Below are 13,544 nucleotides of genomic sequence, written 5' to 3' on the forward strand. Positions count from 1 at the left end.
GATCAGCGCAGGTTCTTGACCATGGTCTCGCGGCTGCCGGGAGTGGCGACGGTGACGAAGCCCTCACTGCGGTAGAGGTCGACTGCGTGATTGCCACGCTCGACGCTCAGCGTCAGCCGTGCGTGGCCCGCTGTGCGCGCCATCGACACGACCTCGCGCAGCAGTGCGCGCCCGGCACCCTGCGCGCGCCAGATGGGACTGACTCCGAGGATGAGTTCGGGCACCCCGACGGCGACGAAGCCGTGCCCCGGCGCATTCGTCGGGAACAGCCGGAACCAGCAGGCTCCGACCGGCATGCCCTCAGGGTCCTCGGCGACGACTCCGGCGTCACTCGGACGCTGCCAGCCCGCGACGTAGCGGGTGTACTCCGGATCGGCCAGGACGCTCACCCGCTGCCTGCTGGCGCTCGGGTTCCAGTTCGCAGCCTCGACGACCATGTCGGTCAGGAAGCGCGAATCGCTTCCGACCGCTGCGCGGAGGCCGAATGCCGTCATCCTCAGATCGTAGGGCGCGCGCGTTACGGGCGGATTACGGATACTCGTGCGGCCCTGCTGGTCCCCGCTGCCGCCGTGTGAAGGCGATCGCACCTCCGCGTGAAGGCGAGCAGAGGGCGACCCGCAGGATTCCGCGGATCGCCCTCTGTTGATGCCTTCACACGGTGAGAGGCGTGGTGACGTGGTGGATCGGTGCGCTACGCCTCGATGACCAGCGGGACGATCATCGGACGACGGCGGAACGAGACGTTCACCCAACGACCGACGACCCGGCGCACGACCTGCTGCAGCGCGCGCTGATCGCGCACGCCCTGCTGCGACGCCTCGGCGAGGGCGGAGACGATCTTGGGCTTGACCGAGTCGAAGACCGTCTCGTCCTCCGCGAACCCGCGGGCGTGGATCTCGGGGCCGGTGATGACCTTGCCCGTGGCGGCATCCACCACGACGATGACCGAGATGAAGCCCTCCTCGCTGAGGATGCGGCGATCCTTGAGGTCGGCATCCGTGATCTCACCGACGGTCGAGCCGTCGACGTAGACGAAACCGAGGTCGAGCTGGCCGACCACCTTCACCTCGCCGGCCTTCATGTCGAAGACTGTGCCGTCCTCGCCGAGGAAGGTGTTGGCCTCTGGGATGCCGGTCTGCTGCGCGAGCGCTGCGTTCGCCCAGAGGTGACGCCACTCGCCGTGCACGGGGAGCACGTTCCTGGGCTTCAGGATGTTGTAGACGTACAGCAGCTCGCCCGCTGCAGCGTGACCCGAGACGTGCACCTTGGCGTTGCCCTTGTGCACGACGTTGGCGCCGAGCTTCGTCAGGCCGTCGATGATGCGGTAGACGGCGTTCTCGTTGCCGGGGATGAGGCTGGAGGCGAGGATGACGGTGTCGCCCTCCCCCACCTCGACGGCGTGGTCGCGGTTGACCATGCGGCTGAGCACGGCCATCGGCTCGCCCTGCGAACCGGTCGACATGTAGACGATCTGGTTCTCGGGAACGTTGCCGGCCTTCTTGTAGTCGACGAGCACGTTCTCGGGCACCTTGAGGTACCCGAGGTCGGCGGCGATGGTCATGTTGCGCACCATCGAGCGTCCCAGCAGAGCGACGCGGCGGCCGTTGGCGTGAGCGGCGTCGAGCACCTGCTGCACGCGGTGCACGTGGCTCGAGAAGCTGGCGACGATGACCTTGCCCGTCGCCTTCGAGATGACCTGGTCGAGAACCGGGCCGATGGTGCGCTCGGGTGTCGTGAACCCGGGAACATCGGCATTGGTCGAGTCGACGAGGAACAGGTCGACGCCGCTCTTGCCGAGACGGGCGAACTCGCGAAGGTCGGTGAGGCGGCCGTCGAGCGGCAGCTGGTCCATCTTGAAGTCACCGGTGGCCATGACGGTTCCGGCTGCCGAGTGGATGACGACGGCGAGAGCATCCGGAATCGAGTGGTTCACCGCGACGAACTCGAGGTCGAACGGCCCCATCGCCTCCATGTCGCCTTCCTTGACGGTGAGGACGAGCGGCTTGATGCGGTGCTCCTTGAGCTTCGCCTCGATGAGGGCGAGCGTGAGGCCGGATCCGATGAGCGGGATGTCGGCGCGCAACTTCAGGAGGTAGGGGACGGCGCCGATGTGGTCCTCGTGGCCGTGCGTGAGCACGACGGCGACGATGTCGTCGAGGCGATCCCGGATCGGGCTGAAGTCGGGCAGAATCAGGTCGACTCCGGGCTGGTGCTCCTCGGGGAAGAGCACGCCGCAGTCGACGATGAGGATCTTGCCGTCGATCTCGAACATGGTCATGTTGCGACCGATCTCGCCGAGACCACCGATGGGGATGATCCGCAGAGTTCCCGGTTCGAGCGGGGCTGGTTCGTATACTTCTCCGGGCATGAGCCCTCCGTTACTTCTTCTTCACGCGCTGGATTCGCTCCAGCGCTAGCGTGTTGTGCCCGCGATTCGGGGCAGTGCGCCGCCTGCTGCGGCATTGCGATCGGGACGGAAGTTCGAGAAATCGACTCCCGGAATGTGGCGCACGAGATCGATCTCGTCTTCGATCTGCGCCGCCTCCCACTCCTCGGGGCCCACAAGGGGAAGCCGCACGCGCGGGCTCCCGATGCGGCCGAGGCCATGGAGGATGTATTTGGCCGCGACGGTGCCGGGCACATGCGTCATGACCGCGCGCACGAGTGGTTCGAGCTTGCGGTGCGCATCCGTCGCCGTGTGGAGATCGCCGGCGTTCACTGCGTCGACGATGGTCCGGTACGGCTTGGCCGCGATGTTGGCCGTGACTCCGATGAGTCCGGATGCTCCGATGGCGAGGTGCGCGAGGATGTTCGCGTCGTCGCCCGAGAAGTACATCAGGTCGGTCTGGTTGAGCACGCGGCTCACCTCGCTGAAGTCGCCCTTCGCGTCTTTGACGGCGAGGATGTTGGGGTGCTTCGCGAGGCGGATGATCGTCTCGTACTTGATGGGCACGCCCGTGCGACCGGGGATGTCGTAGAGGATGACCGGCAGGTCGGTGGCATCCGCGACCATGCGGAAGTGCGTGAGGATGCCGGCCTGAGTCGGCTTGTTGTAGTACGGCGTGACGATCATGTTGCCGTCGGCGCCGGCCTTCTCGCTCTGCTGGGCGAGCTGGATGGCGTGGGCGGTCTCGTTGGATCCGCCGCCGGTGATGATCTTGGCGCGGCCTGCGGAGACGGACTTGCCGACCTCGACGAGCTTGAGCTTCTCCTGGTCGGTCAGCGTGCTGGTCTCACCAGTGGTGCCCGTGACGACGATGCCGTCGGCTCCGGCCTTGATGACGTCGTCGATGTGCTTCTCGACTCCCGGCCAATCCACCTCACCGTCGGCGGTGAAAGGCGTGACGAGAGCGACAAGGACCTGACCGAAGGGGTTTTGCGTCGACACGCCCTCCAGCGTATCGGTTCGGGCGGTGCCGCCGCCTCGTGTGTCGCGCGGGGGCGCTGTCTCTGTCTTCCCTCCGCCATGTGAAGGCACAATGTCATCCTTGTGAAGGCAGAGTGCTGACCGTGCCCGCGTCTCCGCGGATCCGCGTTTCGAGTTGCCTTCACACGGCCGCACGGAGGTGGACACCGGCCCTCACCAGCGCGACGATCTCAGCGATCACCACCGGCAGGTCGTACATCACCTCGGCGTAGTCGAAATGGAGCACGACATAACCTCGGGCAGCGAGTTCACGATCACGCTTTGAATCACGGATGCGAGCGGACCGACCGCTATGGTGCGCCTCACTGTCGATCTCCAGGATCAAACGGTCGCCGACGAGCAGATCACCCCGACGACTCCCGACCTCGAACTGTGGTCGGGCGATGATGCCGACCAGGGACAGTGCGAACCGCACCATGGACTCGGTTCCGGTTTCAGGGACCCCGTCGACGACACTGAACCCCTCCCGTTTGGCTAGGGGCAAGGCAGCGAAGATGGACCGCCATTCGTTCCGATCGAGGTAGCCGAGCCGCAGGGCTGAATCGATGACTGCCGCAGCCTGGGGCGCATCGACGTCACCGATGACCTGTGGAACCCAGATCGCTGCCGGCACGACGAAAGGACTCTGACCTGACCGATCATCGTTCCAGTGAAGCACCAGGCCTGGATCGACGACCTCCGTGCTCCGCTGGAATGGGCTCGACCGCGACCGCGGCCGGCAGGCGTTGTGTGGGAGCGCGATGTGGAAAGGCTGATCGGGCGGTGACCAGATGCCGAGCGCCTTCGCTGCCGTGGTGCCGGTCAGTCGGCCGCCGACTCTTGCAGCGGTCCGGAAATTCGCAGACACCTCCGGGCAGACGAACCATCCCTTGCGGACCCGATAGACCTCCGCCTGAAGTACCGCTTTCTGAATCTCTGTCGGGGTCAAACCTTCGACGCGAAGGGCGCTTGAGGGCGCCAGACCGCCTCTATTGTGGACGATCTGATGAGCACTCACCCGCCGATAGTGACGCCGGTGGGCCGCCTGATTGTCGATGCCGTCAGAGCTGAGGAGGAATGGCCCGCAGGCGAAGGTGCGGAGGAGCGCCAGTCTCCCGCCGTGTGAAGGCATCAGAAGCGATTGCTCCCCCGGATTCCGGGTCAGAACCCCCGTATGCCTTCACACGGAGGGCGGATTGCCTTCACACGGCGGCAGACGCTGCAGGTCAGCGGCGGGCGTAGGTGAGGAAGCGGTACTGGAGGCCGGCCCGGGAGGTGTGCCAGATGAGGGGCGCGTCGGACGCGGGGTCGGCGGCGGCGAGGGCCCAGGTGGGGGCGATGAGCGGAGCCTGAGTGTCGCCGGGGAACGACGCGTCGATCTCGGTGACCTCGAGCACGTCGGCCTGGTCGATGACGGCGGCGAAGAGCTCGGCTCCGCCGATGACCCAGATGCGCTCGGGGGTGGCCGCGACGGAGGCGGCATCCGGCGACCCTGGAGCGGGAGCGGGCGCGGGCTCCGCCGCCAGGTCGAGGGCGTCGGGGATGGAGTGCGCAACCTCGGCGCCGTCGGCCGACCAGTCGTGCTGACGGGTGAGGACGATGTTGCGGCGTCCGGCGAGGGGACGGAAGCGGGGCGGAAGCGAATCCCAGGTCTTGCGACCCATGACGACCGGCGCGCCGAGCGTCACCTGCTTGAAGTGCGCGAGGTCCTCCGGCAGGTGCCAGGGCATGACGCCGTCGCGTCCGATGGTGCCGTCCGAGGATTGCGCCCAGATCAGGCCGAGGGAAACGGATGCCGCAGAGCCGGCGGCGGCATCAGCGCTGAGAGCGCCGGCCTCAGCAGCAGAGGCAGCGACCCCGGCGGCGCTGTCAGCGACGTCGCCAGCGCCCCGGGCAGCGGCATCCGTCATACGGCGACGGCGCCGCGGATGGCGGGGTGGTGCTCGTAGCCCTCGACGACGAAGTCACTGAACTCGTAGTCGAAGATGCTGTCGCGCTTCGTGTCGATGCGCACGGTGGGATACGGGTAGGGCTCGCGGGAGAGCTGCTCGGTGACCTGGGCGACGTGGTTGTCGTAGATGTGGCAGTCTCCGCCGGTCCACACGAACTCGCCGGGCTCGAGTCCGACCTGGTCGGCGACCATGAGCGTGAGCAGCGCGTACGACGCGATGTTGAACGGCACGCCGAGGAACATGTCGGCGCTGCGCTGGTAGAGCTGGCACGACAACTTGCCGTCGGCCACGTAGAACTGGAACAGGGCGTGGCAGGGGGCCAGCGCCATGTTCGGGATGTCGGCGGGATTCCACGCCGACACGATGAGACGTCGGGAGTCGGGAGTGGCCCGGATGGCGTCGATCACGTCGCTGATCTGGTCGATCTGCTCGCCCGACGGCGTCGGCCATGACCGCCACTGCACGCCGTAGACGGGCCCGAGCTCGCCGGCGGCATCCGCCCACTCGTCCCAGATGGTGACGCCGTTCTCGCGCAGCCAGCCCACATTGCTCTCGCCGCGCAGGAACCACAGCAACTCGTAGGCGATCGACTTGAAGTGCACGCGCTTGGTCGTGATGAGGGGGAAGCCCTCGGCCAGGTCGAAGCGGATCTGGCGACCGAACACGCTGCGGGTTCCGGTGCCTGTGCGGTCGGTCTTCTGCGCGCCGTGCTCGAGCACATCGCGCAGCAGGTCCTCGTATGGGGTGGGGATCGTGGCGCTCATCGCGTCGATCGTATCGCGGCCCGGCCACACCATCGGGGCGTGTCGAGCGCGTCGTCGACGGATGCCGCTCCGACGTCACGGCAGGTCATACTCGCCTGCGCCGGCCGGGCCTGCGCGACCATGGTCGGATGACGTGGATCGCCGCCATCGGAGCAGCCCTGGTGCTGGTCGGCGCGACGACGGCGCTCGGATTCTGGCTGCGCTCCCGCGATGGTCGCATCACGGTGACGGATGCCGCAGGGGCGGCCGCGGTGGCATCCACAGCGAGCACCGCCGCGACGCAGGCACTTTCGCCATCCTCGGCGCCTCCCGCCCTGGTAGTCACCCCCGCCGACGTCGACAGCGACGAGCAGTTCGGCGAGAACGCGACGCTGCTGCAGTTCTCCACGGAGTTCTGCTCCCGATGCCCGCAGACCCGCGTCGTGCTCGGCGCGATCGCAGGCGAGCACGTCGGCGTGCGCCACCTCGACGTGGACCTCACGCACCGCCCCGACATCGCCCGCCGCTACAACGTGCTGCAGACGCCGACCACCCTCATCCTCGACGGACGCGGAACCGTGCGCGCCCGCGTGGGCGGCGCCCCGGACCGGCGCGCCGTCTCCGACCGCCTGACCACCATCATCGGGAGCCCAGCATGACCGCCGAGAACCAGACCCGACCCAGCGCGAGCGCAGCAGCAGCCGGCATCGACCCGCGCGGTCCGCGCTTCGTCGCGACGATCACGGCCGTGCTCCTCCTCATCGACGTCGTGCTGGGGCTCGCCGGCGCCGAACTCGCGGCGCTGCTGCTTCTCGCGGCCGTCGCGGCGACGTTCGCGTGGACGACGATCGCCGGCATCCGGCGGCATCCGTTCGCCATCATCTTCCGCCGGGCCGTGCTCCCCCGCCTCGAGCCGACGACCGAGCGAGAGGATCCGCGCCCACCGACCTTCGCCCAGGGAGTCGGGCTGGTCGTGACCGGCATCGGCGTGATCCTCGGCCTCTTCGGCATCGCACCCGCCGTCGTCATCGCCGCAGCGTTCGCGTTCGTGGCGGCCTTCCTCAACTCGGCGTTCGGCTTCTGCCTCGGCTGCCAGATCTACCTGCTGCTGCAGCGCCTGCGGCCCGCCGCGGCCTAGCGAGCCAGCAGGCAGCAAGTCAGCGAGCCCGCGCCGGCGATCGCCGTTGCTGGGCACCAGCCGCAGATCCCCGCCCGGGGCGTAGATACCGGGCGTGCAGTTCCTTAGGGTGGGAAGAGTCCACTTCGAGGAGGAACCCATGGCGCTAACGAGCGAGGCAACAACGGTCTGGAACGGCGAACTGTTCACCGGGAACGGCACGGTGAGCTTCGATTCCTCGAAGGTCGCGACCTTCCCGATCAACTGGAAAGCCCGTGCCGACGGAGAGTCGGGAACGACGAACCCCGAGGAGCTTCTGGCCGCCTCCCACGCGAGCTGCTTCTCGATGGCGTTCAGCCTCGAGCTCACCAACGCCGGGCACCCGCCGACCTCCATCCAGACGACCGCGGCCGTCACCTTCGTCGCCGGCACCGGTGTCACGGGCAGTCACCTGCTGGTGAACGCGAGCGTTCCCGGCATCTCCGACGCCGACTTCGAGTCGATCGCCCAGCTCGCCAAGGCCAACTGCCCCATCTCCAAGGCTCTCGCCGGCATCCCCATCACGATCGAAGCGACTCTGGCCTAGGCGCTCACCGCATGCGCATCCTCGTCTCCGGAGCGTCGGGCTTCATCGGCAGCGACCTCGGGCACTCCCTCACGTCCCATGGCCACGAGGTGCTGCGCCTCGTGCGCCGCGCCCCCACCCGCAGCGACGAGGTGGAGTGGCACCCCGAGAAGGGCGTCATTCCCGGCGGGATCATGGACGACGTCGACGCCGTCATCAATCTCTCCGGCGCCTCGCTGGCGCGGCTGCCGTGGACACCGAAGTGGAAGCGCGAGATCTTCACCTCCCGCATCCGTGCAACGCACACGCTGACGGATGCCATGCGCACGGCCTCGAAACCGCCATCGGTCTTCCTGAGCGGCTCGGCTGTCGGCATCTACGGCGACCGCCCCGGCGAAGTGCTGACAGAGTCTTCGGCGCGTGGCCAGGGCTACCTCGCCGACGTCGTCGATGCCTGGGAGAAGGCCGCCAGGCGAGCGCCCGACGGTGTGCGCGTGGTGACCATGCGCACGGGTCTCGTCATCGGCCAGGGCGGCGTGCTCTCGATCGTCGAGCTGCAGAGCCGGCTCGGCCTCGCCGGCCCCCTGGGGAGCGGCAAGCAGCACTGGCCGTGGATCACCCTGCCCGACGAGGTGGGCGCCATCCGTCACCTGTTGACGGCCGACGTCTCAGGTCCCGTCAACCTCGTCGCCCCGGTCGCTGCATCGGCCGAACGCATCATGCGCGCCTTCACGACGGCGCTGCACAGGCCCTACCTCGTGCCTGCGCCGAAGAAGCTCGTCGAACTGGCCCTGCAGGATGCGCGAGACCTGCTGCTGGCCGATCAGGAGGTCGTGCCGCAGAAACTGGTGGCAAGCGGCTTCAGGTTCCAGCACGAGACGGCCGAGCAGGCGATCGACTGGATGCTCAGCGGACGTCGCCCGCAGCGGGATCGGCCCGAGACTCGGCACGCTCGAGCCTGATGGCGTGCGAGATGGCTCGACGTGCCCGGCGGCGGTCGCGCGCGGCGTCGTAGGCGAGCCCGAGGCGGAACCAATCGCGCCAGGACTCCGGATGCTGCTCCACAGCGCTCTGGAAGCGCGCGAAGTCGGCAGCGGCCTCCACACGGTCGGGGCGCCCCGTCGCACTCACCGTGAGTTCCTCGACGGGCAGCTCGTCTTCAGCGTCGAGACGCTTGACGAGACGCTCGCTGCCGAAGCCAAACGCCAGCTCGCGCCACAGGGCCCACGCTCCGACGATCGGCAGCACGATGAGCGCGACGCCGATGAGGATGCCGATGAGCTCGCCGGTGCCCATGAACTGCACGGCGCGCCAGCCGACGAGCACGAAGTAGAGGACGAGCAGCAGGGCCATCAGCCAGGCGGCGGTGCGGGACTTCACGCGCGTCAGTCCTGCACGAGGTCGGAGGTGTCGCTGGGGTCGACCGGCGCCGGCGGAACCTCGCCGCCGATCGATCCGAGGCCGAGCAGCGCGTCGAGGCCGACGGTGACGCCGCTCGCCTCGCGCAGGGCACGGAGGGCGAGCATGATGCCCTGCTCGTACGACTCGTCGGAGATGGTGTCGTGACGGATGGTGAGCGTCTCGCCGTGGCCGCCGAAGACGACCTGCTGACTGGCGAGGAGGCCCGCGACGCGCAGACTGTGCACGGGGATGCTGGCGACCTGCTGGCCGCGGGCACGCTGGTCGGTGTGCGGGGCGTCGACCGGGCCGAGTTCGGCGCGGGCACGGGTCATGAGCTCGGCCGTGCGCACGGCGGTGCCGGAGGGCGAGTCGACCTTGCCCGCGTGGTGCGCCTCGACGATCTCGATGGAGTCGAAGTAACGCGCCGCGATCGTGGCGAGGCGGGTGCCGAGCACGGATCCGACCGAGAAGTTCGGGATGAACACGACGGCGCCCTCTCGAGCCGTGACCCGCGAGGTGATGGCGCCGATGCGCTCCTGGCTCCAGCCGGAGGTGCCGACGAGCACGCGCAGGCCGTTCTCGACCGCGTACTCCACGATCTCGCCGCTGACGGCCGGGTGGCTCACGTCGACCGCGATCTCTGCTCCGAGCATGGCGTCGAGCCCGCTGCGGGAGCTGAGTTCGGCGACGAGCTCGAAGTCGTCGGACTCGCGCACGAGTCGCGAGACGAGGGAGCCGAGCCTGCCTGTGGCGCCGATGACGGCAACGCGTGTTGTCACCCGGTCAGCCTAGCAATCGAGCGTGGGAGGTTCGGGGTCGGGTGGCTGGCGTCGGGGTCGGCCGGCGTCGGGTTCTCCCGTTCGCGAATACGCTGACAGGATGGTGCGTTTCCGCGAGGTTCCCGTGACGGATGCGACGGCTCACACGCTGCTCGCCGAGTACTTCGCCGAGCGCGAGGCGACCTTCCCGAGCGCCGGCGGCTATCGCACGACCTTCCCGTCGCCGGAGCAGTTCGTGCCGCCCGCCGGGGTGTTCCTGGAGGTCGAGGACGAGGCGGTGACGGATGCCGCGGACGACGGTGCGGCCGTTGTGGGCTGTGGCGGCATCCGGCGCCTGCCAACGCCCAGCGGCGTCGTGCGGTACGAGGTGAAGCACCTCTACCTGCGCCCGACGGCCCGTGGACTCGGCGCGGGGCGGGCGCTGCTCGCGGAGCTCGAGGATCGGGCGCGCGCCTTCGGTGCCACCGAGGTGGTGCTCGACACGAACGCGAGCCTCGAGGCCGCCGGCAGCCTGTACCGGCGGGCCGGGTACGTGGACGTGGAGCCGTACAACGACAACCCGAACGCGACGAACTGGTACGCGAAGGGGGTGGCCCGCCCATGAGCGAAGACCGCATCGATCAGACTCGTCGGCTCTACGCCACTGTCGCGCACACGTATGCCGAGGTGCTGCCCGACACCCGCTACGAGGCGCCGCTCGAGCTCGGCATGGTCGATCACTTCATCGCGCAGCTCCCCGACTCGGAGCTCCCCGTCCTCGACGCGGGATGCGGCACCGGCAGGATGCTGCACTACCTGTCTACGCGCGGAGTCTCGCCGGTGGTCGGCATCGACCTGTCGCCGGAGATGATCGCCCACGCCCGAACGGGCCACCCCGGCGTCGCTCTGGAGACAGGGGATCTTCGGGCGCTTCCCTACCCGGATGCCTCGATCCGGGCGGTCCTCTGCTGGTACGCCATCATCCACAGCGACACGGCCGACGTGGTTGCCATCGTCGACGAGGTCGGGCGAGTCCTCATGCCGGGCGGCACGGTGCTGTTCGGTTTCCAGGCTGGCACGGGTGAGCGGGTCGTCGAGGAGGCCTACGGACACGACGTCACCCTTCACGGCGTCCTTCACGAGACCCCGGAGATCGCACACTGGCTGAACGAGGCCGGCTTCGACGTGACCGCGATCGCCGACCGAGGACCCGTGGGATTCGAACGGAACAGCCAGGGATTCGTTCTGGCTCGCCGCCGTTGAACCCGACCGCTCGCTGATGCCCGACGCAGTCGCGGCCGAAGCGCGGTTGCGGACGGCTGGGGTGGTCTCGATACGCCTGCTCGCTGCGCTCGCGGGCTACTCGACCGGCGGTGTGTGAGGACAGGAGCGGGGACAGCGCATCTCGGGCGCTTCGACCGCGGGCTACGCCCGGGCCTCGGCGAACTGCTGGAGCGGGAGGACGAGCCGACCGCGGTCTTCGCCCGGGCCTCAGCGAGCGGTGGGGAGGCGCCAGCGGGAAGGCGGCCTAGGCCGGCAGCGGCTCCGCCAGGCCCGTGCGCAGCTCGACCGGGAGGTGCGCGAGGTCGTTGTGCGAGAGCAGGGTCCACGGGCGGCCCGGCTTCTGCTGCAGGATCGTGAGCCCGCAGTTGGCCTGCGGAATGCTCATCCAGCGCCAGTCGGGGGCGCCGAGCACCTCACGCACGAACCAGCCGATGATGAAGTTGTGGGTGATCAGGAGGTCGTGGCGTTCGCCGCGGGCGGGCTTCAGGAACTCCGTGACCGCATCCTCCATCTGGGCGCGTCCGGCCTCGATCTCCTCCGGCGTGACAGACCCGAAGAAGGCGTCGAAGGCATCCGGAGTCTCGGGCGATGGCCCCGACGGGATGCAGTCGAACAGCAGGGCGGAGGGCTCCGGCGTGATCGCCGGCATCCGGTCGGCGATGATCGCGGCCGTCTCGGCGGCGCGCTGCAGCGGCGAGTGCCAGGCGGCGTCGAACGGCACTCCCCCGAGGCGTTCGGCGAGCAGCTGGGCCTGGCGGACTCCGCGGGCCGAGAGAGGTCCGTCTGGGAGGCCGTGCTCGGCGTGCTGCTGTTCTCCGTGGCGGACCAGGTAGAGGTAGTGGGGCACCGGTGTCCCTTTCGTGTTGCGGCGTGCGAATCGTGCGAACTGCAGTGCGGGGGCCCGATCGGCCCCCGGGTCAGCCGGCGTGGGCTCCGAGGATCGGCTCGAACAGCGCGGTGTCGACGGCACCGACGGCCGAGAGCGAGAGTTCGCGTGAGACGAGGTCTGCGGCGAGTTCCTGCACGTCGGCTGCCGTCACCAGCCCCACCCGGCGCAGACCCTCATCGAGGTCCGTGAACTCGCCCTGGGTGATCTCGGCGCGACCGAGGCGACTCATGCGGGTGTCGCTGTCTTCGAGCGCGAGGGCGGATGCCCCGGAGATCTGGCCGATCGCGCGGCCCATCTCGGCATCCGTCACCCCCTTGTCGGCCAACAGGTGCAGCTCGTCGAGCATCAGCTCGGCGACCGGGGCGGCCTTCGCCGGAGAACAGCCGGCGTACATGCCGAAGACGCCGGCATCGGAGTATGCGGCGGCGAAGGAGTAGACCGAGTAGGCCAGGCCTCGCTTCTCGCGCACCTCCTGGAACAGGCGCGACGACATGCCGCCGCCGAAGATCGAGTTGAGCACGCTCATGGTCATGCGGCGATCGTCGGTGGCGATGAGTCCCGGAACGCCGAGGAACATGTTGACCTGCTCGAGCTGCCGATCGACGACCACGAGCTCGGAGCCGCGCGTGATGGCCGAGGCCTCGGCAGGACGACGCTCGACGGGGGTGGCGGGCACGGAGAGGTCCCAGCCGGCCGATTCGAGCGCTGTGGTGACGGATGCCACGAGCTCGTCATGGTCGACGGCTCCTGCCGCCGTCACCACGAGGTCTTGCGGGCGGTAGTTGGCGCGGTAGTGGTTCCAGACGGCCTCACGGGTGGCCGCCTCGATCGTGGCCGGGCTGCCGCCGATGGGGCGCCCCAGCGGGTGCTCACCCAGCACGGCCTCGAAGAAGCGCTCGTTCGCGACGTCTGACGGGTCGTCTTCGGCCATCGAGAGCTCTTCGAGGATGACCCCGCGCTCGTTCTCGAACTCCTCGGGGTCGAGCAGGGAGGAGGTGAGCATGTCGGTGAGCACGGCTGCGGCCATGGGCAGGTCGCGGTCGCGCACCTTGGCGTAGTAGCAGGTGTACTCCTTCGCCGTCATGGCGTTGTGCTCGCCGCCGACGGCATCGAAGGAGACGGCGATGTCGAGCGCCGTGCGGGTGGAGGTTCCCTTGAAGAGCAGGTGCTCGAGGAAGTGCGTCGAGCCGAAGGTTCCCGGGTGCGCCGAGCGACCATTGATGGCGGCCAGTGCTGGAAGCTCGTCGCGCGATCCGACGGCGACCCAGTAGCCGATGGTGGCACTGCGGGAACCCGGCACGTGCTCGGTCAGGATGCGCACCCCGCTCGGGAGGACCGATCGCCTGACGAGGCAGTCACCGGATGCGGTGAAGCTGAGCTCGGGCATGCCGAGAGGGAGGTCAACTGCGCCGTTCATCACACTCCACCT

General features: G+C 68.7%; 16 protein-coding genes. 6 read left to right on the plus strand and 10 right to left on the minus strand.

The genetic code is table 11. From position 1 onward, the window contains the following. Positions 1-2: 2 nt before the first annotated feature. The 6 genes from AADV74_RS06995 to AADV74_RS07020 form a co-directional block, all read right to left on the minus strand. A complete protein-coding gene (locus AADV74_RS06995; protein WP_342112738.1) occupies positions 3-494 on the minus strand; it encodes a GNAT family N-acetyltransferase in 492 nt (163 codons plus the stop codon). Positions 495-691: 197 nt separating this feature from the next. Beyond that, the gene (locus AADV74_RS07000; protein WP_342112739.1) at positions 692-2,368 is read right to left on the minus strand and encodes a ribonuclease J; all 1,677 of its coding nucleotides are present in this window, start codon (positions 2,366-2,368) and stop codon (positions 692-694) included. A gap of 45 nt (positions 2,369-2,413) precedes the next feature. Beyond that, a complete protein-coding gene (gene dapA, locus AADV74_RS07005) occupies positions 2,414-3,388 on the minus strand; it encodes a 4-hydroxy-tetrahydrodipicolinate synthase (protein WP_342112740.1) in 975 nt (324 codons plus the stop codon). 160 nt (positions 3,389-3,548) lie between these two features. After that, positions 3,549-4,355, minus strand: coding sequence for an endonuclease domain-containing protein (locus tag AADV74_RS07010; protein WP_342112741.1), 807 nt, complete (start codon positions 4,353-4,355; stop codon positions 3,549-3,551). Positions 4,356-4,632: 277 nt separating this feature from the next. Continuing rightward, positions 4,633-5,316 (minus strand): dihydrofolate reductase, encoded by a 684-nt coding sequence (locus AADV74_RS07015; RefSeq protein WP_342112742.1) that lies wholly within the window; start codon positions 5,314-5,316, stop codon positions 4,633-4,635. Then, a complete protein-coding gene (locus AADV74_RS07020; RefSeq protein ID WP_342112743.1) occupies positions 5,313-6,122 on the minus strand; it encodes a thymidylate synthase in 810 nt (269 codons plus the stop codon). The genes AADV74_RS07015 and AADV74_RS07020 overlap by 4 nt, the downstream gene beginning before the upstream one ends. A 128-nt stretch (positions 6,123-6,250) precedes the next feature. Between AADV74_RS07020 and AADV74_RS07025 the strand changes: the two genes are divergently transcribed. The 4 genes from AADV74_RS07025 to AADV74_RS07040 all read left to right on the plus strand — a co-directional run bounded on the left by AADV74_RS07025 (position 6,251) and on the right by AADV74_RS07040 (position 8,745). After that, positions 6,251-6,760: a TlpA family protein disulfide reductase gene (locus AADV74_RS07025; RefSeq protein WP_342112744.1), complete on the plus strand. Its 510-nt coding sequence runs from the start codon at positions 6,251-6,253 to the stop codon at positions 6,758-6,760. Next, on the plus strand, positions 6,757-7,239 hold the full coding sequence (locus AADV74_RS07030; RefSeq protein ID WP_342112745.1) for a DUF4395 domain-containing protein: 483 nt from the start codon (positions 6,757-6,759) through the stop codon (positions 7,237-7,239). Before AADV74_RS07025 ends, AADV74_RS07030 begins: the two co-directional genes overlap by 4 nt. Positions 7,240-7,378: 139 nt before the next feature. Next, positions 7,379-7,804 (plus strand): OsmC family peroxiredoxin, encoded by a 426-nt coding sequence (locus AADV74_RS07035; protein ID WP_342112746.1) that lies wholly within the window; start codon positions 7,379-7,381, stop codon positions 7,802-7,804. Positions 7,805-7,815: 11 nt separating this feature from the next. Continuing rightward, on the plus strand, positions 7,816-8,745 hold the full coding sequence (locus tag AADV74_RS07040) for a TIGR01777 family oxidoreductase (RefSeq protein ID WP_342112747.1): 930 nt from the start codon (positions 7,816-7,818) through the stop codon (positions 8,743-8,745). Here the strand turns inward: AADV74_RS07040 and AADV74_RS07045 are convergent. Both AADV74_RS07045 and dapB read right to left on the minus strand, forming a co-directional pair. Beyond that, positions 8,690-9,163, minus strand: coding sequence for a hypothetical protein (locus AADV74_RS07045; RefSeq protein WP_342112748.1), 474 nt, complete (start codon positions 9,161-9,163; stop codon positions 8,690-8,692). The two genes, AADV74_RS07040 and AADV74_RS07045, sit on opposite strands and share 56 nt — an antisense overlap. A gap of 5 nt (positions 9,164-9,168) precedes the next feature. Beyond that, entirely contained in the window at positions 9,169-9,963 is a 795-nt protein-coding gene (dapB, locus tag AADV74_RS07050) for a 4-hydroxy-tetrahydrodipicolinate reductase (protein ID WP_342112749.1), read from the minus strand. 100 nt (positions 9,964-10,063) lie between these two features. Here dapB and AADV74_RS07055 point away from each other — a divergent pair, with 100 nt between their 5' ends. Both AADV74_RS07055 and AADV74_RS07060 read left to right on the plus strand, forming a co-directional pair. Further along, positions 10,064-10,567 carry a GNAT family N-acetyltransferase gene (locus AADV74_RS07055; protein WP_342112750.1) on the plus strand — a complete coding sequence of 168 codons (504 nt, stop codon included), beginning with the start codon at positions 10,064-10,066 and terminating at the stop codon, positions 10,565-10,567. Beyond that, positions 10,564-11,205, plus strand: coding sequence for a class I SAM-dependent DNA methyltransferase (locus AADV74_RS07060; RefSeq protein WP_342112751.1), 642 nt, complete (start codon positions 10,564-10,566; stop codon positions 11,203-11,205). The genes AADV74_RS07055 and AADV74_RS07060 overlap by 4 nt, the downstream gene beginning before the upstream one ends. 265 nt (positions 11,206-11,470) lie before the next feature. Here AADV74_RS07060 and AADV74_RS07065 read toward each other — a convergent pair whose 3' ends face one another. Next, positions 11,471-12,073 carry a histidine phosphatase family protein gene (locus tag AADV74_RS07065; RefSeq protein WP_135119280.1) on the minus strand — a complete coding sequence of 201 codons (603 nt, stop codon included), beginning with the start codon at positions 12,071-12,073 and terminating at the stop codon, positions 11,471-11,473. A gap of 70 nt (positions 12,074-12,143) precedes the next feature. Next, positions 12,144-13,532: a M16 family metallopeptidase gene (locus AADV74_RS07070; RefSeq protein ID WP_342112752.1), complete on the minus strand. Its 1,389-nt coding sequence runs from the start codon at positions 13,530-13,532 to the stop codon at positions 12,144-12,146. Positions 13,533-13,544 lie beyond the last annotated feature (12 nt).

The sequence above is a fragment of the Leifsonia stereocauli genome (assembly GCF_038432415.1).
GTDB lineage: Bacteria > Actinomycetota > Actinomycetes > Actinomycetales > Microbacteriaceae > Orlajensenia > Orlajensenia stereocauli.

Excerpts from the sequence above, each read along its gene's own strand:
- AADV74_RS07025 (WP_342112744.1), top strand. The coding sequence starts at position 6,251 with ATGACGTGGATCGCCGCCATCGGAGCAGCCCTGGTGCTGGTCGGCGCG.
- AADV74_RS07055 (WP_342112750.1), top strand. The coding sequence starts at position 10,064 with ATGGTGCGTTTCCGCGAGGTTCCCGTGACGGATGCGACGGCTCACACG.
- AADV74_RS07035 (WP_342112746.1), top strand. The coding sequence starts at position 7,379 with ATGGCGCTAACGAGCGAGGCAACAACGGTCTGGAACGGCGAACTGTTC.
- AADV74_RS07070 (WP_342112752.1), bottom strand. The coding sequence starts at position 13,532 with ATGAACGGCGCAGTTGACCTCCCTCTCGGCATGCCCGAGCTCAGCTTC.
- AADV74_RS06995 (WP_342112738.1), bottom strand. The coding sequence starts at position 494 with ATGACGGCATTCGGCCTCCGCGCAGCGGTCGGAAGCGATTCGCGCTTC.
- AADV74_RS07060 (WP_342112751.1), top strand. The coding sequence starts at position 10,564 with ATGAGCGAAGACCGCATCGATCAGACTCGTCGGCTCTACGCCACTGTC.
- AADV74_RS07000 (WP_342112739.1), bottom strand. The coding sequence starts at position 2,368 with ATGCCCGGAGAAGTATACGAACCAGCCCCGCTCGAACCGGGAACTCTG.
- AADV74_RS07020 (WP_342112743.1), bottom strand. The coding sequence starts at position 6,122 with ATGAGCGCCACGATCCCCACCCCATACGAGGACCTGCTGCGCGATGTG.
- AADV74_RS07030 (WP_342112745.1), top strand. The coding sequence starts at position 6,757 with ATGACCGCCGAGAACCAGACCCGACCCAGCGCGAGCGCAGCAGCAGCC.
- AADV74_RS07015 (WP_342112742.1), bottom strand. The coding sequence starts at position 5,316 with ATGACGGATGCCGCTGCCCGGGGCGCTGGCGACGTCGCTGACAGCGCC.
- AADV74_RS07040 (WP_342112747.1), top strand. The coding sequence starts at position 7,816 with ATGCGCATCCTCGTCTCCGGAGCGTCGGGCTTCATCGGCAGCGACCTC.